The following is a 22907-nucleotide window of genomic DNA, read 5'->3' on the forward strand; positions in this document are numbered from 1 at the left end:
CCCCCATATCTCCCCGCATCACCGGAGCCGTCGCTACGCTGATCGCATGACTGAGGAGCGCTCCCCCTCGCTGCACCCGCTGCCGGCGTTCGCGCGGCGGATCCCCGCGACGCTGACGATGGTGGTGCTGATCCTCGCCGTCGGCGTCATCTGGCGCGGCCTGTGGACGCCGTTCGAAGACAGCGACCTGTTCCCGACCGTCGCCTACGGACTGCCCAATCTCGCCGAGGGGAAGTGGTGGACGCCACTGACGGGCACGTTCTTCGTGAACCAGCCGTGGGTCTACGTGTTCACGATCGCCGGGTTCTGGGGCATGGCCTACCTGGAGTTCCGGCGCGGAACGCGCGTCGCCATCGCGTACTACGCGGTCGGCCAGCTGTTCGCGATCTTCGCCACCGCCCTGGTGCTCCTCGTGCTCTCCTCGTTCCCGTGGGCGTGGGCGACCACGCAGGCGCAGGCGCTCGATGTCGGTGCCTCCGGAGGCACCATGGCCTGCATCGCTGCGGCGGTGGGCCTGTTCCGCCCACCGTGGCGGGTGCGCGGGTGGCTCATCCTGCTCGGCTTCGTCTTCATCGCGATGCTGTTCTGGGGCAAGCTCGCCGACCTCGAGCATCTGCTCGCCGTGCTGCTGATCCTCGTGGTGGATCGCACCCTGCGCGTGCGTCACACGACCGTCCGCGAGCAGAGGCTGATCGCGGTGATGGCGATCCTCGTGCTCGGTGCGGTCGAGATCATCACCACCCTCCTGCCGACCGACGGTCCGTTCGGTCCGACCGAGCCCGCCTCGGGCGGCTTCATCGACCTCGCCATCGACCTGGTCGTGATCCTGGTGCTCGTGAACGGGCTGCGTCGCGGACGACGCTGGACCTGGGTGCTCGCCCTCCTGCTCGGGATCCTCAACATCGTCACGGCCGCGCTCGTGCTGACCCTGATCACCGTCTTCAGCCAGGCCCAGGTCGACGTCCGCTGGGACGGCGAGACCGAACTCGCCCTCGCGAACGGCTTCCTCTGGCTGATCATGCTCGTGTACCTGATCTGGGTACGCCGCGCGTTCCATGCCCGTCGGAAGTCGAAGCTCGGCGTGCAGCCCTCCCCCACCGCGGACGACATGAAGCACGAACTGCGCACGCACGGCGGCGGCACCCTCTCGTGGATGACGACCTGGGACGGCAACAGCTACGCGCGTGTGCCCGGCGGCATCGTGGCGTACCAAAGGCGCAACGGCGTCGCGCTCGCGCTCGCCGACCCGATCGGCCCGGCGCATGCCCGTGCCGAGGCGGTGCAGGAGTTCATCCGCACGGCGGAGCTCGCCGGTCTCGTCCCGTGCTTCTTCAGCGCGGACGAGGCCACCCGCGCCGCGGTCCCCTCGACCTGGCGGAGCATCGTCGTGGCGGACGACACGATCGTCGACCTGCCGGGACTCGAGTTCACGGGAAAACGGTGGAACTCGGTGCGCACCTCGCTCAACAAGGCCGGGCGCGAGGACATGACCTTCCGGATGACCCACTTCAAGGCGGAACCGTGGGGGGTGCAGCAGCAGCTGCGGGCGATCTCGGAGGCATGGGTCGGCGACAAGGATCTGCCCGAGATGCGCTTCACCCTCGGCACGCTCGACGAGGCCGAGGATCCCGAAGTGCGGCTCGCCCTCGCGCTCGCCCCGAACGGCGACGTCGACGGCTTCCTCTCCTGGCTGCCCGTGTACGGCGACGACGGCGAAGTGCGGGGCTGGACCCTCGACCTCATGCGCCGCCGCGAGGGCGGGTTCGGCCCGGTGATGGAGTTCCTGATCGGCTCCTCCGCCCGGCAGTTCTCCGACGAGGGCGCACAGATCATGTCACTCTCCGGAGCGCCCCTCGCCCACGACTATCCCCCGGATGCCGGTGTGATCGCAGCGCTGAGCGACCGCCTCGCTGAGGCCCTGGAACCGGTGTACGGCTTCGGTTCGCTGCACCGGTTCAAACAGAAGTTCCATCCCCGCTACGAGACCATGTACCTGCTCTTCCGCGACGAGAGCGACCTCACCCGCATCGGCGGTGCCCTCACCAGGGCGTTCCTGCCGGATGCGACTCTGCGGCAGTTCGCGGGCGCGGGGCTCGAACTCGTCCGCGGCGGCGGGAAGGACTGAGCCCGTGCTCGATGAAGGCCGCCTCCGCTCCATGGCCGACGACCTGGGCCGCGTCCCCGGCGTGCGCGCGGTCGCGCTGGGCGGGAGCCGCGCCCGCGGGACCCATCGCCCGGACTCCGACATCGACCTGGGACTGTACGTGGATGCGGACGTCGACCGCGCCGGTATCGCCCGCGTCGCGAGCGGCTGGACGGGCGAACACGTCGAGGTCGCCGAGCGAGGCGGATGGGGCCCCTGGGTCGACGGCGGCGCCTGGCTGATCGTGGACGGCGTGCCCGTGGACCTCATCCTCCGAGACGTGGAGCGGGTGACGGAGCAGTGCGCCCGCGCCGCCCGAGGCCGGTTCGCCTTCCACCCCCAGCCCGGGCACCCGCTCGGCTTCCTCGACGTCGCCTACGCGGGCGAGGTCGCGACGAGCGTGCCGCTGCGTGATCCGGACGGGCTGCTGGTCACTCTCGCGCGCGGGGTGACCCCGTACCCCGACGCGCTGCGGGAGGCGTTCCTCGCGAACCTCTGGCAGGTCGATTTCCTGCTGAATGCCGCGGTGAAGGGCGCGAAGGCCGGCGATGTCGCCTACGTGTCGCTGTGCGGCACCACGACGACCATGCTCACCGCGCACGGGTGGCATGCTGCCGCCGGCACCTGGGTCACGAACGAGAAGGGTCTCGTCCCGAACGTGGCCCGCCTTCCGATCGACACCGGCGGGTTCAGCGCAGCCGCAGCTGCCGCTCTCGGGAATCTGGGCACCTCCGCCGAGGAGTTGCTCGCGGCAGTCGGCCGGTTGCGGGAGCTCCCGCGCCCCGGCGGCTCTGCAGCCGGCTGACCGGCAGAGGGGCGGTCACCCCCGGGCGCGCTCCTCGAGGTAGCGCTTCTCGACCTCATTGGCGGAACTCGCGGCGGCCTCCGCGAAGCCGGCCCGCGCCGCTGCATGCTCGCCGACCTCATCGAGCAGGTGCGCACGCACGATCCGCGCCCTGCTGGCCGTCAGCGGATCGGAGGACAGCGCGTGCTTCCGGTCGAGCTCGTCGAGCAGGGCCAGCCCCCGCCGCGCGCCGAAGGCACGGGAGACGGCGACCACACGACTGAGCCGGACGACGCCGGTCGGTTCGAGCCGTTCGAGCCAGAGGTAGAGCGCGGCGATCTGCGGCCAGTCCGTGTCGGCCGCGGTCGCGGCGTTCACGTGCACCGCACTGATCGCCGCTTGGAGCTGGAACGGACCGACCTGGCCCCGCTCCCACACGGCCTCGATCAGCCGCGACCCCTCCTCGATGAGCGTGCGATCCCAGGACGCCCGATCCTGATCGTCGAGCACGACCAGGACGTCGTCGATCTGGCGGGCCTCCCTTCGCGCCTCGGTCAGGAACATGAAGGCGAGGAGCCCCTGCGCCTCCGGATCGTCGTCGCCTGCGGCCACGAGCATGCGAGCGAGACGGATGGCCTCGCTCGTCAGATCGACGCGGACGAGCGAGGGGCCCGCCGTCGCCGTGTACCCCTCGTTGAAGATGAGATAGAGGACGCGCTCGACCGCGGTGAGACGGGCATCGAGGTCATCGACACCGGCGAGCTCGAAGCGCGCACCCGCCCTGCGCAGTGTCTGCTTCGCCCGGCTGATCCGGGTGGCCATGGTCGCTTCCGGTACTCCGTAGGCGTGTGCGATCTCTGTGGTCGTCAAGCCGCCGACCGCGCGCAGGGTGAGCGCGATCTGCGACGGCTCGGTCAACGCGGGATGGCAGCACAGCACCAGCAGCTCGAGGCTGTCGTCTCGCGCGACGGGCGTGACGACCGCTCCGGCGACGTCACGGCGACGGGGATCGGAGGCCAGCCACTCGTACTCGCGACGCCGATCCGCGTCCTCCGCGCGCAGGAGATCGATCAGCTTGCGGTAGCCCACCCGGATCAGCCATCCCCGCGGTTCCGCGGGGATGGCCTCGGCCTGCCACGTCCCGTGCGCCGCCAGCAGCGCCTCCTGCGTCGCATCCTCCGCCAGATCGAAACGTCCGAACCGACGGACCAGGGCACCGAGGACCTGCGGCGCCTCCTGCCGAAGGATCTCCTCGATGCGCCGACGGACGGTCGGTGACGTCACGCGAAGTCGTCACCCATGATCGGGCGGATCTCCATCGGCTCCCCGAGGACCGACACCATCTCCGCGACGATCTCCCGCGCCCGCTCGATGCCCGTGCACTCGATCACGGCGAAGCTCGCGAGCACCTCCTTCAGCTCGGCGAACGGACCGTCGGTCGCGACCGCACCCGATCCGGTCGGACGCACGGTGGTGGTCACGGCGGGATGCCCCAGCCCCTCGCTGAGGACGAACTCGCCCGAAGCGCGCAGCGACTCCTCGAAACGCTGATAGGCCGCGAAGGCATCCAGCGCCTCCTGGCTCGGGGTATCCGCCGTCTCGGCGTCCCAGGCGTCGGCGGGTGTATAGCTCAGCAGCAGGAACTTCACTGTTCTCCTCCGGGGTCTCATGTCATCCGATGGTGTCCGATACGTCTCTCCCACCGTACGGGTCATGCCGACCGCCGCACCCGAAGCGCCATCACACTCACCCATCCGAAGGCCACAGCACCGGTGATCGCGATCTGGATACTGGACTCGGTGGGCGACATCGGCAGCAGGAGCACGACGGCGACCACCCCGTGACCGACCGCCGCCGCCCCATGACGCGCGCGGATCTCGCGGATCAGGAGTGTGATGGCGGCACCCGCGAGCGCGAGGAACGACAGCGCTGCGGCGGAGGTGTGCACGATCGAATGCCACGACATCGCGACGACGCCCTCCGGGGCGCCGACCGGGAATCCGTTCTGCGGATCCATCGGGAAGAGCCCGGCGAGGAGGAACGCCGCGCCGAAGATCCCGACGAAGATCGGTACCAGGCGTCGTCCGATGCCCTCGGTCCGCACCCGCCGGTAGGCGATGGCGAGCGCGATCCCGCCGAGGCCGGCGACGGCGAAGGTGAGCATCTGCACCCAGCCGACGGAGCCCGTCGCGAGTTGGCTCAGGGGATGGATGCGGATGTCGAAGCCCTCCCTGGCGATCCCCTGGATGATCGACGACGCATAGAACACAGGACCGGCGACAGCAGCGAACAGCAGCAGCCGTCGCGTCGACGCCTTTCGCGGCGGGCGGACCTGCTCCGGAGCGGGCGCGGAATGGGTGGTCATGGTGGTTTCCTCTCCGATGCCCCGGGCGGCGCATCTGAAGACACCACGGTGCCGACCCGCAGATCTCGACATCCTCGCCGAGGACTTCTCGCCCATCGCCGTGTCGAGATTCCGAAGTCGGCTCCGTCGTGTCTGTGAGCGCGGCATCCGCCGGGCCGATTTCGAACAGGAGAGAATCATGACGGACCAGACGCAGACCGACAGCACACAGCTCGGCGACGATGAGGCCATGGGCGAGCAACCCCAGCCCGATCCCCGGCTGCGCGCCCTCGACCGGCTCGTCGGCGAGTGGGTGGTCGACGGCGGGGCCCCCGGCACCGTGCGCTACGAGTGGATGCCCGGCGGGTACTTCCTCCTCCAGCACGTCGACCTCGTGCAGTTCGGCCAGCGGATCACCGGATTCGAGGTGATCGGCAACCTGCACCCGTTCGGCGAACCCGTCGGCGAGGACGTCGTCTCCCGCTTCTACGACTCGCTCGGCAACACCCTCGACTATGTGTACGAGCTCGAGGGCGACACGCTCACGATCTGGGGCGGGGTCAAGGGGAGCCCGGCGTACTTCCGCGGGACGTTCACGGCGGACGACCGGGTCATGGCCGGCGAGTGGGTCTATCCCGGTGGTGGCGGCTACCCCTCGACGATGACCAGGAAGTGAGCGCAGGCGTTCCCGTCGCACTTTCGATGGCTATCGGGCCGTTTGCGGGCGAAAGTGCGACGGGAGCGCGGAAAGGAACCGCGCAGGTCGCTCCGCGCTCAGGAGTCGCGAGGCGGTCGACGCAGGTTCTTGGTCTCGGTGCGGCGCTGCTTCGCCTTCAGCCGACGCTCCTTCGAACCGCGAGTGGGTGCGGTCGGGCGACGCGGAGGAGCCGGCGGGCGCAGCGCCTCGGCCACCAGCGCGACGAGCCGATCCCGCGCGGCGTCTCGATTGCGCAGCTGTGCACGGTGCTCGGATGCCGCGATCGTGAGCACCCCGTCGACCAGACGCCCGCTGAGCCGGTCGAGCAGCCGATTCCGCTGATGCGGAGAGAGCACCGCCGAGTTCGCCGCATCCCAGACGAGCTCCGCCCGCGAATCCGCGGTGTTGACACCCTGCCCGCCGGGTCCCGACGACCGCGAGAAGCGCCACGACAGCTCGGACTCGGGGATGGTGAGGCCCGACGAGACCCGCAGACCGGGGCGATGGGCAGAAGGCATACCTCCATCATCGGCCCTTGCGAGGCCGCACTCGACGACGACCGCTGTCCGGTTGCTCTGCGGCACCCCCGTCCGCCAGTGTGGAAGCACACCGACCCGTCCTGCTCACCGAGAGACCCTTCGTGTCCGCCCCCGTCTCGCCCCTCACCAGCCCCACACCGCGACGCCTGCAGGGCGGCCGCACGGGGTCGCTCGAACTCGCCCTGATGGTCGTCGCCGTCTTCACGGCCCTGCTCGGAATCATCGTGATCGCCGTCGGCTCCGAGCAGAGTGGCGAGCCGTTCGCCGTGCTGGCTTTCGTCGCACTCGCGTGGATCTGGGCGGGCGCGGGGATCTGCGCGTGGTGGCGGCGGCCGACCAACGGCATCGGTGGTCTGCTCCTGGTCGGTTCCCTTTCGATCTTCCTCATGAGCACCGGCGTTCTCGGCCCTCCCTCGATGAACTGGCTCAACGCGATCTTCGCGACGACGCCGCTCGGCGTCGCGATCCATCTGCTGCTCGCGTTCCCTTCCGGGCGCGTCCGTGGCCGACTCTCGGCGACCGCAGTCGTGCTCGGCTACGTGACCTGCATCGTCTTCGACACGGCACGTGCGCTCACGACCGGCACCCCGGCGTTCGAACCGCTGTCATTCGTGCAGAGCGTGCTCGGCGTCACGGCCATGGCCATGACCGCGGTGGTGCTCGCCCAGCGCTTGCGGTCCGCGGATGCGGCGCATCGGCGACGCCTGCTCCCTCTCTACACGTACGGACTTCTCGCGGTGATCTGCCTGCCGCTCATCCCGAACGTCCTGTTGCCGATGGGACTCGACTTCGACATCGTCATCTCCTTGCAGTGCGTGCTTCTCGCGGGGCTGCCGATCGCGTTCCTCTTCGGGGTCCTCCGCGGCGGTTTCTCCCGCACGGCTCCCCTCGAAGCACTGAGCGAATGGCTTGCGATCCGAGGAGCGAGCCGTCCGGCCGTCGCGCAGGCGCTGGCGACGACGGTCGGGGATGACACCCTGCGGGTCTCCTACTGGGATGCCGCGAAAGGACAGTATGTCGACGAACGCGGTGAGCAGGTGCTCCGTGACCAGCTGCTCTCCGACCGCGACCGCGCATGGCTTCAGGTGAGAGTGGATGACGACGTCGTCGGGGCGGTCGACTACGACGCCCGGATGATCGCCGAGCCAGGACCCGTGCGTCGCGCCGCCGAGGTCCTCGCCATCGCCCTCGATCGCGAACGCCTGACCGCGCAGCTCCTCGTCAGCAACGAAGCTCTCAGCCGGTCGCGGGTCCGCCTCGTCGAAGCAGCCGACCGTGAACGCTCGCGCATCGCGCGCGATCTGCACGACGGGTTGCAGATGCAGCTCGTCCTCCTCGCCATCGAAGCACAGACCATCGCGAACGCAGCCGGCGGATCCGCCGTGACCGGTGACATCGAGAAGCTACGTCGGGGGATCGACCTCGCCGCCGCCGACCTGCGTCGCCTCGTCCACGACGTGCTTCCGGCCGCCCTGCTCGAGCGGGGTCTCCTCGCCGCCACCGAAGACCTGATGGACCGGTTGTCGGTGCCGACGACGCTCGAGGCGGACGTCGACGAGACGATGATCTCGACGTCCACCGCCCACACCGCGTACTTCATCATCGCGGAGGCCTTGGCCAACACCGTCAAGCACGCCGGAGCCTCCCGGGTCCGCATCGCCCTGACACAGCGCGACGGGCGGATCTCGCTCGACGTGGAGGATGACGGGGTCGGCGGCGCGCGGATCGGCGCAGGAGCGGGCCTGCGCGGCCTCGCCGACCGGGTGGACGCGCTCAGCGGCACGATCTCGATCCGCTCGGAGCCGTTGCGCGGCACCCGCGTCCGCGTGGAGCTGCCATGCGCGTCGTGATCGGCGAGGACGAGGTGCTGCTGCGCACCGGCATCGCCCACATCCTCTCGAACGACGGGTTCGATGTGCTCGCCACCGTCGGCGACGCGTTCCACCTCGAACAGGAGGTGGAACGACACCGCCCCGACCTCGTCCTCACCGACATCCGGATGCCGCCGACGCACACCGACGAGGGACTGCTCGCCGCCGTACGGATACGTCGCGCCCGTCCGAACCTCGGCGTGGTCGTGGTCTCCCAGCACGTGCAACGCCGGTACGCCACCGAGCTCCTCGAGGGCGGCGGCGGTTTCGGGTACCTGCTCAAACAACGGATCGCCGATGTCCACACGTTCACGGCCGATCTCCGTCGTGTCGCCGCCGGTGGCACCGCCCTCGATCCCGAGGTCGTCTCGGTGCTGGTGGCACGCGCGAGCCGCGGCGCATCGGCCGTCGCGCGTCTCACGCCGCGTCAGGTCGAAGTGCTCGAGCTGATGGCGCAGGGACGCAGCAACGCGGCCATCGCCGCACAACTCGTGTTGAGCGAGAAGGCCGTCGTGCAGCACACCTCCAGAATCTACGACGCGCTCGGCCTCCCCGTCGACGCGGACGATCATCGTCGCGTGCTCGCCGTCCTCCGCCATCTCCAGGCGGCGCCCCCGCCCGCGACCTGAGACACTGAGCGCGGGCGGACCGAACGGTCCCCTCCCTGCCAGGCCCCAGCCTCACCGGCGCGTTCCCCGGCGGCCATAGACCTGAGTCGCCATTCCGAAGAGGCGACCGGGGTCCATTGCTGCGGGCGCCGCTGTGCACCACAGTGGCTGGGGTGGGCCATCGCCCTCCGAATCTCACGCTGGGAGACCCATGACGCACCGCACCCGACGCCCGCTGCTCACGTCTGCGCGCACGCGCGCACGCACGCGGGCTCCCCGGACCGACGCTGACGGTGCCCGCGCGCGGGCCGTCACCGGTCTCGCCACAGTCGCGATCTTCGCCGTGCTGCTGGCGGGGTGCAGCGGGGCACCGACACCGGCAGCGAGCACCAGCGGCGGTTCCGAGACCTCCGGCACGCTCCGCCCCGCGGCGCCCGAGGGTACGCTGCCCGACGAGACGCAGACCGCGCTGCAGCAGATCGTCGACCAAGCGATGGCCGAGTACGCGGTGCCCGGCGCCGCCGTCGGCGTATGGATTCCGGGCGAGGGCTCGTGGACCTCGGCCTTCGGCCTCGCCGACATCGAGGGCGAGGTGCCGGTATCGCTCGACATGACCTGGCCCCTGCGAAGCGTCACCAAGTCGTACACCGTGACCCTGATCCTCCAGCTCGTCGACGCGGGCGAGATCAGCCTCGACGACACGATCGACCAGTACGTCGACGGCATCACGAACGGTGACAGCATCACGATCCGCCAGCTCGCCGACATGTCGAGCGGCAACGCGGATTACACCACGACCGAGGGCTTCGGCGCGGCCTACAGCGCCGACGAGTCGACGATCTTCACCCTCGACCAGCTCAACGGATTCCTCGTCGACCAGCCTGCGCAGTTCGCACCGGGCACGCAGCGGATCTACACGAATGCGAACACCAACCTCCTCGGTGCGGTCGTCGAGCAGGTCGCAGGACAACCGTTCGAGGCGGCACTCGACGAGCGGATCCTGGAGCCGCTCGGACAGAACGGCACGCGGTACACCCTGGATGCCACGACGTGGACCGAGCATCCGCTCGGCTACGTGATGCTGGACGGCGAGCAGGTCGTGCAGAACGACAACCTGTCGATCTACGGACCGGCCGGGTCGATGGTGTCCACGCTCGACGACGCCCGTGTCTGGGCGGAAGCGCTGGGCTCCGGCCTCCTCCTCGAGCCCTCCACACAAGCCGAACGCCAGGACGGGGCACCCCTCGACCAGGGACCTCCCTACGATCGATACGCCCTGGGCATCGGTGAGACGAAGGGCTGGTGGGGGCACAACGGCGAGGGTTTGGGCTTCACCGCTGCGGTGTTCCACGACCCCGAGACGGGCACGAACGTCGCCGTGTTCATGAACGAATCGAACGTGGTTCCGAAGGCGCATCCTGCGGATCAGACGTTCCGCCGGATCGCCGATCTCCTCGCCGATCGGAACGCCGAATGAACGCCGCGGTCTTCCTCCGGCGCGGCGCCACGGTCGCGGCGGTGTCGGCACTCGTCCTCGCCGGCACGACCGCGTGCACCACGGAGGCCCCCACCGACCCCTGGGCCGTCGACGGCCTTCCGGACGCCGCGCTGGACGTGATGAACCAGGACCGGTACGAGCACGCCACCTGGTCGATCGCCGTGCACGACCTCGAGACCGGAGAGGTGCTCATCGATCTCGGCGCGGACCGGATGGTGGAGCCCGGCTCCTTCGCCAAGACCTACAGCGCCGGAGCCGCATGGCTCGAGTGGGGTCCTGACCACACCATCACGACACCGGTCAAGCGCACCGGCGAGGTCACGGCTGGTGTCCTCGCCGGCGATCTCGTGCTCGTGGGGATGGGCGACCTCACGATGGGTGGACGCACGAAGGACGACGGAGGCGTGGACTTCACGAACCTCGACCACAACGACGCGAACTTCCTCCCCGGCTCGACGCTCACGCCCCAGGACCCCCTCGCCGGGCTGAACGATCTCGCCGCGCAGGTGAAGGCGTCGGGCATCGATTCGGTCGTCGGTGACGTGGTGGTGGACGACCGTCTCTTCACGGGCACGCTCGGCGGGCAAGCGGTGACCCCGACCGTCATCAACCAGAATCTGGTCGACGTGATGGTGCAGCCGACGGAGCCCGGAGAGCCGGCCGGCACGACGTTGACCCCCGCCGTCTCACCGTGGACCGTCACCTCGACCGTCGAGACCGTGGAGGCCGGGGGCACGACCGACATCACCATCGACGAGTCCTCGCACGACGGCGAAGTCGTCCTGTCGGGCACCATCGCGGCCGACAGCGAGCCGCAGCTCAAGGTCTATGCGTTCGACGACCCCGCCACCTTCGCACGCACGGCGTTCATCGAAGCCCTCGGGCGCGCCGACGTCGCGGTGGCGGCCGATCCGCTCGCCACGAACCCCGGGACGGAACTCGCCGAGCGCGCGGAGGTCGACACCATGCCGACGGTCGCGGAGCTGGGGTCGCTCCCCCTCGCGGAGGAGGTCACGTATGTCATGAAGATCAGCTACAACCGCGGTGCGCAGACGCTCATCTGCCGTCTCGCGGTGGAGCGCGGCGACTCGGAATGCGACGCGGGCATGCCGATCGCCGGCGAGATCTGGAAGGACGCCGGGCTCGACGTCACCGGAGCAGCGCTCATCGACGGCTCGGGTCTCGAGGGGAACTACGTGACACCGGCGAATGCCCTGCAGATCCAGACGTTGATGGCCCAGCGCCCTGACGCCGAACGTTGGAAGGCCACGCTGCCGGTGCTCGGCGTCGACGGCTCGCTCGCGATGGTCGAGGCCGACGGTCCGGCCGCCGGCAAGGTGTTCGCGAAGACCGGCACCCTCCTCAACTGGGACGCCTTCAACCAGCGCTTCCGACTCGCCACCAAGACACTCGGCGGCGTCATGGAGACGGCGTCCGGACGCGACCTCGCTTTCACGATCATCGTCACCCAGGGGTTCTTCGACGATCCGGACGGCATCCTCGACGCGAACGACGACGTCGGCGCTGTGACCGCGATCATCCAGCAGGCCTTCTGACGTCGCGCGGTCGTTCCCGACGGATGGGGGTGCTCACTGCACGACGAGCTCGGTCCCCTGACCCGCGTCGACGACGACCCCGATGTACGAGGGCACGGTCTCGGCGATCTCCTCCTTGAGGTCGTCCAGCGGCGGAGTCGAGCCGTCCGGGGTGGTGAGGGAGACCGTGGCCGTCAGCCCGCTCCACTGCACCGGCCCGTGGATGTGCCCGCCGCTCTCGTCTCCGAGCCAGTCGGCCGTCACATTCCGGATGCTGACCGACCAGCGGGCGACCGCGATCGAGGCGATCGAGTTCGCCGCCAGCGGGAGAGCGATGATCAGGGCCAGCGTCACGACGATCGCATAGGCCCGGCGCCGATCGGCGGTGGGCGATGACCCGGGGTCCCGCGCGTACCCTGCCACCGTGAACACGATGCTGCCCGCGATCACCAGCGCGAACACGTTCGAGAGGAAGAGGACGAGAGCACCGAGCGCCTCGGGCCACTGCCCCTGCCCCGCGCACACGCCGACCACGCCGAGCGGCGGCACGAGGGAGATCGCGATCGCGACGCCCGGCATCACCGCGCTCAGGTCCTTGCGGCACATCGCGAATCCGCCGGCGAACCCGGTCGCCAGCGCGGCCATCAGATCCATCAGGCTCGGCGAGGTGCGTCCGATCACCTGCGAGTTGGTGGACAGGCTCTCCGGGGTCGCGACGAAGACCGCGAACGCCAATCCGAGCGCGACGACGATGACGACCCCGCTGAGGACCCACAGGATTGACGAGAGGACCCTCCGCGGATGGCCGGTGACGATCCCCCAGGCGATGCCGAGGATCGGTGTGCCCAGCGGGGCGATGATCATCGCCCCGATCACGGTCGCCGTCGAGTCGGTCAGCACTCCCGCGATCGCGATCACGCCGGAGAGCGTGAGCATGATGAGGAATCCCGTCCGCTTGCTGAGGGCGTCTCCGGCGCCCAGGTTCAGCGCATCGTCCAGGGCCTCGGCCGACAGCCGCTGCGACGGCGGGATCAGAGTCTGCGTCAGTCTCGACATGCCGCGGACCCCGTCTCCGCGCCTCGTGTTCTCGTCATGACCGAAAGCTAGGCACGCGGACCCCTGCGCGCAAGATCCCCTCGCCCGCACGGGAGGAGGTGTGGCGGACCGTCGGGAAGAAGTGGACGCGACGGCGGGAGTCGAACCCGCAACGCCGTCAGGTATGAGCTGAGGCCCGGGACCACCCGGATCGCCGCGATGCGAACGACGTTACCCGGCCGTGATCTTCCTCGCTAGAACCGTTTCCTGGGATGACGCTCCGAGTCTGCGGATGACCGGCGGCTTCCCAGGCGGCTTCCCGTGGGATGCGAAAGCCCAGACGCGGTGTCGGCCCGTCAGCATGTCGTCCCGCGACACACCGACAACCGCACAACGCGTCTGGGTTTCGGCAACGCCCTCGGATCAGGGACGATGAGGAGCATGCTCTGGCCCTTCGGATCGACCTGGCGCCCGGTGCGGTGGAGACGGCGCGACGCCCTCGAGCTGCGCTGGCTCTCGGCCCGCACGTGGACCCGCCGCTGGTACCCGCAGGGCATCGACCTCGGCAGCTGGCGCGGTCGCCCCACGATCGCCGTGAGCTGGTTCCGGCAGCGCCTCGACGGCGTCCATCTCGCCTCCCGCGTCACCCTCGTCGACCGGGAACGCGCGCGACACCTGGACATCATCCTCGTGGTCACCGGGGACGACGGCGAGCTCGAGCCGGCGCCGATCCACGCCGGTGGCCTCGCCTGGTTCGGGGATCGATTGTTCGTCGCGGCGACGGGACGCGGCATCTGGGAGTTCGACCTCTCCGACATCCGCCAGGTCCGCGGCGCCGACGCCCGACGGCTCGCCGGAGCGCGTGCCCGTAGGAGCCGTGCCACCGCGCTCGTGGCCGTGCGCACCGCCGTGCATCCGGTCGCTCTGCGCTGCTCCTTCCTCGGCCGGGTGTTCGACGACGACGGCTCTCCCCTCCGACGCGTGCTCATCGGCGAACACCGCACCGACGGCAGCGGCCGGATCGGCGAGTTCTCCATCCCCGAGGACCCTGAGGACGCCTTCCTCGAAACGGACCGCTTCTCCCCCGACATCGCCCGCATGCAGGGGGCTGTGCGGTGGGGCGACCGCTACTTCGTGTCACAGTCCGACCAGTTGCACCCCGGCGTGCTGTGGAGCGGTCCGCAGTCCGCGCTCACCCGAGATCGCGCGGCACTGCCGGTCGGCTGCGAGGACCTCGCACTCGACCTCGACGCCGAGCTGCTGTGGACGCTGGGCGAACACCCCTGGCGGCGCGTGGTGCGTGGCATCCCCTTCGCTCACCTGGGCATCGGCGACGGAGGCAAAGCACAGCGAACGTAGACTGAAGGGGTGAAGAAGCCCGCCCCTTTCCTCGTCTACACCGTGCTGCGGCTGCTGGCATTCCTGGTGCCGCTCGCCATCCTGTGGTTCTTCCTCCCGATCTTCCGCGAGTTCTGGTGGCTCGCGGCGATCTTCGCCGCCCTCATCGGCATGAGCATCTCGATGCTGTTCCTGCGCACGCCCCTCACCGACGTCTCCGCCCGCTTGCAGGAGCGTCGGGAGAGCCGCTCCTCCGGCGGTCAAGCCGACGCGGAGGCCGAGGACCGGGCCATCGACGATGCGAACGAATCCGTCGACGACGACCCGCGGGTCTGACTCTCGCGCGCCGGGTCAGCCGACGAACGCCCAGAAGAGAGCGCCCGCGTAGAGCAGCGCGGTGAGAGAGGTGAGCGCCAGCGCGGTCACCAGCTCCTTCGGCTGCCGGTACGACCAGATGATCGCGATGGCGGGGAGACCTGCGAGCAACGCCAGCAGCGAGATCCACGCGATCGGGAACAACAGAGCCAGGACGGCCGCGATGCCGAACGGCACCAGGACGAACAGCGTGAACAGCACCTGGGTGGCCCGGCGCCCGATCAGCACGGTGAGCGTGCGCTTGCCGACCTCGCGGTCCTGATCGATGTCTCTCAGGTTGTTGGCCAGCAGGACGGCGCATGCGAACAGGCCGGCGGCGATCGCCCCGAGCCAGGCTTGTTGCGGCAGGTCGAACACCTGCACCCACGTGGTGCCGAGCGTCGCCACGAGCCCGAAGAACACGAACACGAAGACCTCGCCCAGGCCGTAATAGCCGTAGGGACGCTTGCCCCCGGTGTAGAACCACGCCGCGATGATGCACGCGGCACCGACGGCGAGCATCCACCACTGCCCCGTGCGGATCACGATCGCCAGCCCGACGGCTGCGGCGAGCGCGAAGAAGCCGAGACCGATGATCAGCACGGTACGGGGCTTCACCCGTCCAGAGGCGGTGAGCCGCGCCGGGCCGACGCGGTGGGTGTCCGTCCCGCGGATGCCGTCGCTGTAGTCGTTCGTGAAGTTCACACCGATCTGCAGCAGCACCGCGACGGCGAGACAGGCGAGCGCGATGACCCAGTGGAACTCGGGACCGGTGCTGCGCGCCGCCCCCGTGCCGATGACCACCGGCGCGATCGCGAGCGGCAGCGTGCGCAGCCGTGCAGCCCCGATCCAGTCGGATACCGTCACCGGCCCCGCTTCGACGACCGGACGCTTCGCCGGGTTGCCGCTTCTGCGGGTCGGCGTGCGCGGGGCACTCGGGGCCTTCTTCTTGCGCTGGGAGGATGCTGCCACGCAGGGAATCCTACTGGCCGGGACGATGCGCGGCCTGCGCGTGCGGAGGGATCAGGCGTTCGGATTGCTGTCCTTGCCGTCGAGCCACAGGGTGTCGGAGGCGTCCCCGTGGGCGCCGCCCTTGCCCACGTGCTTGTCGCTGATCTGTGGACCCTTCGTGATCACGTGCACGAGCGCCATCGCGTGGCCCTGTCCCAGCTGATAGTCCTCTTTGAGCCACGCGACGATGGGCGCGGCCTTGGTCGTCTGGTCGAAGCCCTTCTCCGTGGCGCGTTCGATGAACTGTCGCGGGGTGAGGCCGGTCTTGGTCTCGATGTTGTCGAGGTATGCCTGGAAGGACATGGGGTCTCCTACGGTGTGTCAGTCCTCGTCGAGGAACGTCTGGATGATGGTGGCGGAGGCGTGGATGCCGATGATCTTGAGGACCCCGTCACCCGCATTGATGAAGCGGTGCGGGATGAAAGCGGGGCCGGTGACCGTGTCTCCGGCCCCGGCGACGAACGTCTCCTCGCCCACCGTGATCGAGGCGACGCCCTCGATCACGACCCAGGTCTCAGGATAGGGATGCCAGTGCAGCCCCGGCCCCTCGCCCGGCTGATTCTCGACGAAGAAGTACGACACTTCGGCGCCGTGTTCGACCCCGACGAATCGGCGGCTGCGACCCGAGCCGATGCGGATATCGGCGCCGGCGACGACCGCCACGGGAAGAGATGTGCTGTTCATGATCCCAGTCTCGACAGCGAAGGACGCACCCCCTAGAGTTTCGATGTGCATCGAAACTCCGGTCCGATCGAGGGCATTGAGCATCCCGATCATCGGGTCGAGTTCCACCTCACCCCCGGCGACGTCGAGGCGGTGCGGTTCGGCATCTCACCCGGTCACGAACTGGCTCACGCGGTACGTGTGCTGCGGCGTCCGGCCGCGCATCCGCTGCAGTGGGGATGGCTGCGGGCGGTTCGCGATCGTCTTCCGCGCGACGACTTCGCCCTGCTCACCACCGTGATCGGAGATGACGGCTACCTGCCCGACTTCCTGACCACCGCTCCACGGTGGGATCTGACGCCCGAGGTCGAGCTCGAGGAGCTGCGCGGCGCACCTCTCGAGCCGATGCGCGTCGACTTCGGGAAGATGGTGGTGCGTTCGACCGGCGCTCGACGACAGGCGCTGCGCGAGATGCAGGATCACCCCGAGCGCGCCCGCGGCCTCATCGCGGACGCCTGCGCCGCTGTCTGGGACGCGGCGCTCGCCCCGGTGTGGCCTCAGCTGGAGCGCCTGCTGCGCGCCGACATCGCCGTCCGCACGCGCGCGATCGCGAGCACGGGCATCGCGGGGATGGCCGGCGACCTGCACCCTCAGGTGACCTGGGGTGCAGGTGCCGTCCGTGTCTCCCTCCGCCGTCACAGCGAGCAGGTCGACTGCCGGGGAAGCGGTCTCGTCCTGGTCCCCTCGGTCATGTCGTCGTGGGGGTGCATGGTGCTCACCGAGCCCCCCGCGCAACCCACCCTGTTCTACCCCGCCCGAGGCGTCACGGCCGGCTGGGCGCGGGACGCGACCGACATCGCCGATGCCCTCGGCGCGCTGCTGGGGCCGGCCCGCGCCGGCATCCTGCTTCGGGCCGGCACCGCCCGCACCACCTCTCAGGTCGCCCAGGAGGCCGACGTCGCGATCTCCACCGCCTCGCATCACCTCGCCGTGCTCCGAGGCGCCGGCCTGATCGCCAGCGAACGCGATGGCGCCAGGATGCAGCACCTGCGCACCCCGCTCGGCGAGGCGATGGTGGGTGCCGTGCTCTGAGTCGCGCGGCTACTCGGTCGAGCCCACCGGGATGATCGGCCGGTGCTCGTAGTAGGTCTGCAGCACCACGGTGGTGCGCGTGCTGACGTTCGCCGCGAGGCGCACGTCCCGCACGAGCTCCTCGAGCGCCCGCGGAGTCGGGACGCGGACGAACAGCATGTAGCTCGCGTCGCCGGCGATGGAGTGGCAGGCCTCGATCGCGCCGAGGTGCTCGAGCATCTCGGGCGCGTTGTCGGGCTGAGCCGGATCGAGCGGCGTGATCTCGATGAAGGCGGAGAGCGGCGTGCCCACCTGCTCGGGGTCGAGGATCGCCCGATATCCGGAGATCACGCCGCGCGTCTCCAGCCTGCGCAGGCGGGACTGCACCGCCGAGACCGAGAGCCCGACGGCATCCGACAGCTGGGAGAGCGTGGCACGCCCGTCGCGGGAGATCGCGGTCAGGATCGCGCGGTCGACAGAGTCATCCATAGCTGTAAGATTATCGTCAGGATTCCATTTATGCAGGAATCTTTCCGTCTAAATCTCTGATCGGAGGTCCCGATGTCCCTTCTTTCCGCCAACAGTTCCGCTGTTCAGGCCATCGTCGGCGAACCCGAGGTCGTCGAGGACGCAGCGATCGCCGAGCAGTCCGCCGCCTGGGCGCAGCTCAAGGACGCCGCGATCGCGATCCGCGAGATGCAGATCAAGGACGGCTCGATCCCCGACGCCGCGCACCACGCCGCAGCCCGCGAGCTCGTCGGTGCGATCACCGGCGCGATCCGCGCACTCGCCCCCGCCTTCCCGCATGACGCCGAGTACCTCGCCGCATCGGTGGTCGACTTCGACCGTTGGGCATCGGAGGACTTCGGTGTGCCGGACTTCCTCGACTCGCTCGTGGCCTTCCAGCCGCAGCAGCACCGAGTCGACGGCATCCGCCACCTCGTCGTGTTCCCGATGTACACGCAGAACGGTTCGAGCGACCGTCTGGTCGAGGCTCTGATCGTCGAGACCATCTGGCCCGAGTTCATCGCCGCTCTCGAGGCCGGCGACTACGGCAACAAGCTGTTCGTCTCGCTGCGTCTGGTCGATTTCACGCCCGGCTACGACACCAACTCGGCCGTGCTGTTCCCCGAGACCGTCGCGATGCGCGAGATCCCGACCTTCACGTGGGGCGCGATCTTCCAGGACCGTGAGGCCGCCCGCTACCGTCGCGTCACCCGTGCCGCGGCCGAGATCACCAACCTCGAGCTGCCGGAGCGCGCGGCCGCGATGCTCGACGACCAGCAGGTGGCGGAGAAGACCTTCGTCATGTGGGACATCATCCACGACCGCACGCACATGCGCGGGGATCTGCCGTTCGACCCGTTCATGATCAAGCAGCGGATGCCGTTCTTCCTCTATTCGCTGGAGGAGATGCGCTGCGACATGACGGCGTTCCGCGAGTCCGTGAAGATCGAGCGCGCGCTCGCAGCCCGCATTGCCGCCGGCGAGGAACTCACCGAGACCGAGCAGGAGATGCACGACTACGCGCACCTCGTGCAGTACGCGGTGATCTTCGACCGCATCTTCCGGTTCGCCATCACGGGCACCCGCACCCGCAACTACGACGCGGTCGGCGGCCAGCTGCTGTTCGCCTGGCTGCACCAGCGCGGTGTGCTGCACTGGACCGACACCGCCCTCGCGTTCGACTGGGACAACGTGCCCGATGCCGTGGTCGCTCTGGGAGATGCGATCGACGACCTGTACTGGCACTCGATCGACCGCCCGAAGGTCGCGCACTGGCTCGCCGCATACGAGCTCGTCCGCGGCACGCTCACCCCGCACCCCGCCTCGCAGTGGGCGCGCGGTCTGTCGGACGAGATCCTCGCCGGCGCACCGAAGGGCTACACGGACGCGGTGATGGACGACGAGTTCCCGCTGTCGATGTTCTTCGAGACCCTCCACAAGAAGATGAAGCCGATCATCGAATCGACCGTCGGCATCCGCGGCACGGACGACTGATGACCACGCGCGCACCGCGCGCGTTCCGAGTGTGACGCTGGGGCGCACCGCGCTGCGGCCGGAACCTGTTCTGCGGATTCTTCCGCGGGTTCCGGCCGCAGAAGCCCCTCCGACGCGGAAGAGTGGAAGACATGGCTGAACAGACCGAATCGAGACTCTCCGGCCGCAGGGTCGTGCTGGCGGGAGCGACCAGCACTGCGGGTCTCGCGGTCGCGCGTGCCCTGCACGGAGCCGGTGCGCACGTCATCGCCACCGGTCGCTCCGCCGACAGACTGCAGGAGCTCGCCGATGCCGGCGCCGAGGTCGTGGTCGCCGATGCGACCTCCCTCGCGGAGATGGCCGCACTCGCCTCCCGGTCGGGAGCCGTCGACGCGGTGATCCCGCTGGTGGGCGGCTGGCGCGGCGGCGGCGGCCTCGCCGGCCAGTCGGACGAGGACTTCGCCGCATTGCTGCCCGCCCTCGAATCCGTGCGCGCCACGAGCCGGGCCTTCGACGCCGCGCTACGCGCCTCCGAGGCCGGACGATTCGCGATCGTGTCGTCGACCGCCGTCGCACGACCCCTCGCCGGCGGAGCGAACTACGCCGCCGTCAAGGCCGCCAGTGAGGCCTGGGCGCGGGCGGTTGCTCAGGGGTACGCCAAGGCCGCGCGGGAAGCCGGGGAACCGTTGCGCACCGCCTCCGTCGTGTTCCGTGCCAAGGCGCTCGACCCCGAGGCTCTCGCGACCCGGATCCTTTCCCTGTGGGACGCGGACGCCACCGACCTCAACGACCGGGTGTTCGACCTGGAGTGAGTCCGGACGGGATCCCCGCCGCGCTCAGCGGGGTTCCGGCGGTATGCCCGGCACGACGGGCGGAGCCTCCACGTGCCGGACCTCGGCGTGCTCTTCCGGCTCTTCTCCCTCGCTCGCGTCCGGGGTGTGCGGCGCCGACCCCTCGGCGTCTCCCTCGGGCGTCGGGATGTCCTGCTCCGGCGCCTGCGCATAGAGCTCGGTGAGCTTGCGGTATGAGCGGGTGAAGAAGGCGAGCGTCGCGGCCACCACCATGATCAGTCCCGCGAAGAGGCAGATGAGGGCGATGCCCCGGGCCTCGCCCTCGCCGAGCAGCCACCCCCACTGCTGCTGCCCCTCGGCGGTGTTCATGTACGGGATGATCAGGAACTCCGCGATCGGGGCGATCAGGAACGCGGTGATCGGCGCTGCCGCCGCTTCCATCGCCGCCGCGACCCCGAACACCCGCCCCTGTCGCTCGAACGGGACGACCTTCTGGATCACGGTCTGCTCCGCGGCCTCGACCGGCGGCACCAGTGCCATGTACACCCACATGCCGACCACGTACAGCGGCCACCACTCGCGCAGCATGAACACCGAGCCCAGCAATCCCATCGCGATGACCACGAGCAGCATCGTGCGCATCGGCTTGGGGCCGAGGCCGAACTTCGCCACGAGCGCACCACCGATCAAGAAGCCGGTCGACGCGAACGCCAAGGCGAAGCCCCAGGTCTGCGCGTCGAACAGGGTCAGCCCGTACGGATCCATCAGCGCCATGTAGACGCCGCCGATGAGGTTGTTGAACGTGGAGAAGATGATGAGCGCGAACAGCCCGGGGGCGAGGCGGATCGCCTTCACACTGCCGCGGAAGTCGAGAGCGCTCGACGCCTCGGGGTCGGGCTTCGGCGTCCCCTCGGGGATGCGGATGAAGATCAGGTGCGCGAAGGTGAGCGCCATCGCAGCGATCGCGATCGCGAGGGTCCAGCCCATGCCGAGGAACCCGATCGAGAGCCCCGAGAACACGCTGGTGACCAGGAAGGCGATGCCCTGCACGGTTCCCACGAGGCCGTTGGCGTTGGCGCGGCGGTCTTCAGGGATGAGCAGGGTGACGGTGGTCGAGAGGGCGATGTTGCGCAGCTGCTCGATCACCCCGCCGAACAGGATCACGCCGGAGAACAGCCAGAACCACGGGCCGCCCAGATCGAGGAGCGCTGCTTCGGGCTGCCACAGGTACAGAGCGCCGGCGACCAGGAAGGCGGCCGCCGAGATGACGCTCGAGATGACCATGACCGTGTGCTTGCGGTTGCGGTCGACGATGGTGCCGAACGCCATCGCGAAGAACGCGATGAAGAGCATGTACGCACCACCGATGATGCCCGTGGCCAGCACGGACTGCGTCTCGATGTAGACCCAGAACGTGAGCGCGAACCAGAGGAAGCTCGTCGTCACGTTCGCAATGAGCGTGTTGACGAGGACGTTGCCGAAAGCCCTCTTGGCTGCGGTGCGCTCCATGGGTTAGAGGGTAGGGCGGGGCGGGGACATTCGGTAGGGCGATTAGGCTTGAGCGGTGAGCATCCAGCATGATCCCGCGATCCGCGGCTTCGCCAGTGACAACTACTCCGGCATCCACCCCGACGTCCTCGCGGCGATCGCCGCGGCGAACGGCGGTCACCAGAGCGCCTACGGGGAGGATGCGTACACCGCCCGCCTGCAGGAGGTCTTCCAGGCGCACTTCGGCGACGGCGTGGAGGCGTTCCCCGTGTTCAATGGCACGGGTGCGAACGTGACCGGCCTGCAGTCCATGCTCCCGCGCTGGGGCGCCGTGATCGCGGCGTCGACCGCGCACATCAACGTCGACGAGGCTGCCGCCCCGGAGAAGATCGGCGGCTTCAAGCTGCTGACGGTTCCCACCGACGACGGCAAGCTCACCACCGAGCTGATCGACCGCGAGGCCTGGGGCTGGGGCGACGAGCACCGGGCGCAGCCTCTGGTGGTCTCGATCACGCAGAGCACTGAGCTGGGCACCCTGTACACCGCAGAAGAGATCCGCACGATCGCCGATCACGTGCACGAGCGCGGTATGAAGCTGCACCTCGACGGCGCCCGCATCTCCAACGCCGCCGCCGCCCTCGACCTGCCCCTGCGTGCTTTCACCCGGGACGTCGGCGTCGACGTGCTCACGTTCGGCGGCACCAAGAACGGTGCGATGCTCGGCGAGGCGATCGTGGTGCTGAACCCCGACGCCGCCGAAGGCCTCAGATTCTCGCGCAAGTTCAACATGCAGCTGTCGTCGAAGATGCGCTTCGTCTCGGCCCAGCTGATCGCGCTGCTCGAAGGCGACCTCTGGCTGCGCAACGCCCAGCACGCCAACGCCATGGCGGCCCGGCTGCGCTCCGAGATCGAGGCCGGCATCGCCGAAGGATCCATCCACGGCGTCGGCTTCACGCAGCCGACTCAGTCGAACGGTGTGTTCGCGACGCTGCCCGACGGCGTCGCGGACCAGCTCCGCGACTCGTTCCGTTTCTACGACTGGGATGCCGCCCGCAAGGAAGTCCGCTGGATGTGCGGCTTCGACACCGAGGAGGCCGACGTCGACGCGTTCGTCGCCGAGCTCTCCCGTCTCACCCGGCGCTGACCCGGGCGATCTC

General features: G+C 69.3%; 23 protein-coding genes and 1 pseudogene. 13 read left to right on the forward strand and 11 right to left on the reverse strand.

Annotation, left to right across the window (positions count from 1 at the left end; all coding sequences use genetic code 11):
* Positions 1-46 precede the first annotated feature (46 nt).
* Together ACLF6J_RS14040 and ACLF6J_RS14045 are read left to right on the forward strand one after the other, a co-directional pair.
* Positions 47-2125: a bifunctional lysylphosphatidylglycerol flippase/synthetase MprF gene (locus ACLF6J_RS14040; RefSeq protein WP_134352111.1), complete on the forward strand. Its 2079-nt coding sequence runs from the start codon at positions 47-49 to the stop codon at positions 2123-2125.
* A 4-nt stretch (positions 2126-2129) separates the two neighbouring features.
* Complete coding sequence (locus tag ACLF6J_RS14045; RefSeq protein ID WP_244093495.1) at positions 2130-2948, forward strand: nucleotidyltransferase domain-containing protein; 819 nt, start codon at positions 2130-2132, stop codon at positions 2946-2948.
* 15 nt (positions 2949-2963) lie between these two features.
* Here the strand turns inward: ACLF6J_RS14045 and ACLF6J_RS14050 are convergent, their stop codons facing one another.
* The 3 genes from ACLF6J_RS14050 to ACLF6J_RS14060 form a co-directional block, all read right to left on the reverse strand.
* Positions 2964-4211, reverse strand: coding sequence for an RNA polymerase sigma factor (locus ACLF6J_RS14050; RefSeq protein WP_421076908.1), 1248 nt, complete (start codon positions 4209-4211; stop codon positions 2964-2966).
* Entirely contained in the window at positions 4208-4576 is a 369-nt protein-coding gene (locus ACLF6J_RS14055; RefSeq protein ID WP_131492398.1) for a YciI family protein, read from the reverse strand. Before ACLF6J_RS14055 ends, ACLF6J_RS14050 begins: the two co-directional genes overlap by 4 nt.
* A 62-nt stretch (positions 4577-4638) precedes the next feature.
* Entirely contained in the window at positions 4639-5292 is a 654-nt protein-coding gene (locus ACLF6J_RS14060; RefSeq protein WP_131492399.1) for a DUF998 domain-containing protein, read from the reverse strand.
* Positions 5293-5470: 178 nt separating this feature from the next.
* Here ACLF6J_RS14060 and ACLF6J_RS14065 point away from each other — a divergent pair, with 178 nt between their 5' ends.
* On the forward strand, positions 5471-5947 hold the full coding sequence (locus ACLF6J_RS14065; protein WP_166804657.1) for a hypothetical protein: 477 nt from the start codon (positions 5471-5473) through the stop codon (positions 5945-5947).
* Positions 5948-6045: 98 nt separating this feature from the next.
* Here ACLF6J_RS14065 and arfB read toward each other — a convergent pair whose 3' ends face one another.
* The gene (gene arfB, locus ACLF6J_RS14070; RefSeq protein WP_134352114.1) at positions 6046-6486 is read right to left on the reverse strand and encodes an alternative ribosome rescue aminoacyl-tRNA hydrolase ArfB; all 441 of its coding nucleotides are present in this window, start codon (positions 6484-6486) and stop codon (positions 6046-6048) included.
* Between the two features lie 122 nt (positions 6487-6608).
* Between arfB and ACLF6J_RS14075 the strand changes: the two genes are divergently transcribed.
* The 4 genes from ACLF6J_RS14075 (at position 6609) to dacB (ending at position 12040) form a co-directional block, all read left to right on the forward strand.
* The gene (locus tag ACLF6J_RS14075; protein ID WP_134352115.1) at positions 6609-8357 is read left to right on the forward strand and encodes a sensor histidine kinase; all 1749 of its coding nucleotides are present in this window, start codon (positions 6609-6611) and stop codon (positions 8355-8357) included.
* Positions 8345-9007, forward strand: a complete 663-nt coding sequence (locus tag ACLF6J_RS14080; protein WP_131492402.1) for a response regulator transcription factor — start codon at positions 8345-8347, stop codon at positions 9005-9007. Before ACLF6J_RS14075 ends, ACLF6J_RS14080 begins: the two co-directional genes overlap by 13 nt.
* 190 nt (positions 9008-9197) lie before the next feature.
* The gene (locus ACLF6J_RS14085) at positions 9198-10463 is read left to right on the forward strand and encodes a serine hydrolase domain-containing protein (RefSeq protein ID WP_134352116.1); all 1266 of its coding nucleotides are present in this window, start codon (positions 9198-9200) and stop codon (positions 10461-10463) included.
* The gene (dacB, locus tag ACLF6J_RS14090) at positions 10460-12040 is read left to right on the forward strand and encodes a D-alanyl-D-alanine carboxypeptidase/D-alanyl-D-alanine endopeptidase (protein WP_134352117.1); all 1581 of its coding nucleotides are present in this window, start codon (positions 10460-10462) and stop codon (positions 12038-12040) included. The genes ACLF6J_RS14085 and dacB overlap by 4 nt, the downstream gene beginning before the upstream one ends.
* Positions 12041-12073: 33 nt before the next feature.
* Here the strand turns inward: dacB and ACLF6J_RS14095 are convergent, their stop codons facing one another.
* Both ACLF6J_RS14095 and ACLF6J_RS14100 read right to left on the reverse strand, forming a co-directional pair.
* Positions 12074-13075: a TIGR00341 family protein gene (locus ACLF6J_RS14095; RefSeq protein ID WP_134352118.1), complete on the reverse strand. Its 1002-nt coding sequence runs from the start codon at positions 13073-13075 to the stop codon at positions 12074-12076.
* A 122-nt stretch (positions 13076-13197) separates the two neighbouring features.
* Positions 13198-13273, reverse strand: a pseudogene (locus ACLF6J_RS14100).
* Between the two features lie 222 nt (positions 13274-13495).
* Here ACLF6J_RS14100 and ACLF6J_RS14105 point away from each other — a divergent pair.
* Both ACLF6J_RS14105 and ACLF6J_RS14110 read left to right on the forward strand, forming a co-directional pair.
* Positions 13496-14413, forward strand: a complete 918-nt coding sequence (locus ACLF6J_RS14105) for a hypothetical protein (RefSeq protein ID WP_134352119.1) — start codon at positions 13496-13498, stop codon at positions 14411-14413.
* A 9-nt stretch (positions 14414-14422) separates the two neighbouring features.
* Entirely contained in the window at positions 14423-14728 is a 306-nt protein-coding gene (locus ACLF6J_RS14110; RefSeq protein WP_047520932.1) for a DUF4229 domain-containing protein, read from the forward strand.
* Positions 14729-14743: 15 nt separating this feature from the next.
* On the opposite strand, the gene ACLF6J_RS14115 is transcribed toward ACLF6J_RS14110, so the two are convergent.
* From ACLF6J_RS14115 to ACLF6J_RS14125, 3 genes are read right to left on the reverse strand one after another with little or no spacing between them, the layout of a single operon-like run.
* A complete protein-coding gene (locus ACLF6J_RS14115; RefSeq protein WP_134352120.1) occupies positions 14744-15718 on the reverse strand; it encodes a 1,4-dihydroxy-2-naphthoate polyprenyltransferase in 975 nt (324 codons plus the stop codon).
* 51 nt (positions 15719-15769) lie between these two features.
* Positions 15770-16060: a DUF4287 domain-containing protein gene (locus tag ACLF6J_RS14120; RefSeq protein ID WP_047520928.1), complete on the reverse strand. Its 291-nt coding sequence runs from the start codon at positions 16058-16060 to the stop codon at positions 15770-15772.
* Positions 16061-16078: 18 nt separating this feature from the next.
* Positions 16079-16441: a cupin domain-containing protein gene (locus tag ACLF6J_RS14125; RefSeq protein WP_134352121.1), complete on the reverse strand. Its 363-nt coding sequence runs from the start codon at positions 16439-16441 to the stop codon at positions 16079-16081.
* Between the two features lie 45 nt (positions 16442-16486).
* On the opposite strand from ACLF6J_RS14125, the gene ACLF6J_RS14130 reads away from it, so the two are divergent.
* Positions 16487-17512: an ArsR/SmtB family transcription factor gene (locus ACLF6J_RS14130; RefSeq protein WP_134352122.1), complete on the forward strand. Its 1026-nt coding sequence runs from the start codon at positions 16487-16489 to the stop codon at positions 17510-17512.
* 9 nt (positions 17513-17521) lie between these two features.
* On the opposite strand, the gene ACLF6J_RS14135 is transcribed toward ACLF6J_RS14130, so the two are convergent.
* Positions 17522-17980 (reverse strand): Lrp/AsnC family transcriptional regulator, encoded by a 459-nt coding sequence (locus tag ACLF6J_RS14135; RefSeq protein ID WP_047520924.1) that lies wholly within the window; start codon positions 17978-17980, stop codon positions 17522-17524.
* Positions 17981-18052: 72 nt separating this feature from the next.
* On the opposite strand from ACLF6J_RS14135, the gene ACLF6J_RS14140 reads away from it, so the two are divergent.
* Positions 18053-19492, forward strand: coding sequence for a DUF6421 family protein (locus ACLF6J_RS14140; RefSeq protein WP_047520922.1), 1440 nt, complete (start codon positions 18053-18055; stop codon positions 19490-19492).
* Positions 19493-19623: 131 nt separating this feature from the next.
* Positions 19624-20283 carry an SDR family NAD(P)-dependent oxidoreductase gene (locus tag ACLF6J_RS14145; protein WP_134352123.1) on the forward strand — a complete coding sequence of 220 codons (660 nt, stop codon included), beginning with the start codon at positions 19624-19626 and terminating at the stop codon, positions 20281-20283.
* Between the two features lie 24 nt (positions 20284-20307).
* On the opposite strand, the gene ACLF6J_RS14150 is transcribed toward ACLF6J_RS14145, so the two are convergent.
* A complete protein-coding gene (locus ACLF6J_RS14150) occupies positions 20308-21771 on the reverse strand; it encodes an MFS transporter (RefSeq protein WP_134352124.1) in 1464 nt (487 codons plus the stop codon).
* 55 nt (positions 21772-21826) lie between these two features.
* Here ACLF6J_RS14150 and ACLF6J_RS14155 point away from each other — a divergent pair, with 55 nt between their 5' ends.
* On the forward strand, positions 21827-22894 hold the full coding sequence (locus ACLF6J_RS14155; RefSeq protein ID WP_134352125.1) for a threonine aldolase family protein: 1068 nt from the start codon (positions 21827-21829) through the stop codon (positions 22892-22894).
* Positions 22895-22907 lie beyond the last annotated feature (13 nt).

It is taken from the genome of Microbacterium sp. IO18, assembly GCF_049099505.1.
GTDB classification, from domain to species: Bacteria; Actinomycetota; Actinomycetes; order Actinomycetales; family Microbacteriaceae; genus Microbacterium; species Microbacterium aurugineum.

Excerpts from the sequence above, each read along its gene's own strand:
- ACLF6J_RS14040 (WP_134352111.1), top strand. The coding sequence starts at position 47 with ATGACTGAGGAGCGCTCCCCCTCGCTGCACCCGCTGCCGGCGTTCGCG.
- ACLF6J_RS14060 (WP_131492399.1), bottom strand. The coding sequence starts at position 5,292 with ATGACCACCCATTCCGCGCCCGCTCCGGAGCAGGTCCGCCCGCCGCGA.
- ACLF6J_RS14065 (WP_166804657.1), top strand. The coding sequence starts at position 5,471 with ATGACGGACCAGACGCAGACCGACAGCACACAGCTCGGCGACGATGAG.
- arfB (WP_134352114.1), bottom strand. The coding sequence starts at position 6,486 with ATGCCTTCTGCCCATCGCCCCGGTCTGCGGGTCTCGTCGGGCCTCACC.
- ACLF6J_RS14080 (WP_131492402.1), top strand. The coding sequence starts at position 8,345 with ATGCGCGTCGTGATCGGCGAGGACGAGGTGCTGCTGCGCACCGGCATC.
- ACLF6J_RS14085 (WP_134352116.1), top strand. The coding sequence starts at position 9,198 with ATGACGCACCGCACCCGACGCCCGCTGCTCACGTCTGCGCGCACGCGC.
- dacB (WP_134352117.1), top strand. The coding sequence starts at position 10,460 with ATGAACGCCGCGGTCTTCCTCCGGCGCGGCGCCACGGTCGCGGCGGTG.
- ACLF6J_RS14095 (WP_134352118.1), bottom strand. The coding sequence starts at position 13,075 with ATGTCGAGACTGACGCAGACTCTGATCCCGCCGTCGCAGCGGCTGTCG.
- ACLF6J_RS14105 (WP_134352119.1), top strand. The coding sequence starts at position 13,496 with ATGCTCTGGCCCTTCGGATCGACCTGGCGCCCGGTGCGGTGGAGACGG.
- ACLF6J_RS14120 (WP_047520928.1), bottom strand. The coding sequence starts at position 16,060 with ATGTCCTTCCAGGCATACCTCGACAACATCGAGACCAAGACCGGCCTC.
- ACLF6J_RS14125 (WP_134352121.1), bottom strand. The coding sequence starts at position 16,441 with ATGAACAGCACATCTCTTCCCGTGGCGGTCGTCGCCGGCGCCGATATC.
- ACLF6J_RS14135 (WP_047520924.1), bottom strand. The coding sequence starts at position 17,980 with ATGGATGACTCTGTCGACCGCGCGATCCTGACCGCGATCTCCCGCGAC.
- ACLF6J_RS14140 (WP_047520922.1), top strand. The coding sequence starts at position 18,053 with ATGTCCCTTCTTTCCGCCAACAGTTCCGCTGTTCAGGCCATCGTCGGC.
- ACLF6J_RS14145 (WP_134352123.1), top strand. The coding sequence starts at position 19,624 with ATGGCTGAACAGACCGAATCGAGACTCTCCGGCCGCAGGGTCGTGCTG.
- ACLF6J_RS14150 (WP_134352124.1), bottom strand. The coding sequence starts at position 21,771 with ATGGAGCGCACCGCAGCCAAGAGGGCTTTCGGCAACGTCCTCGTCAAC.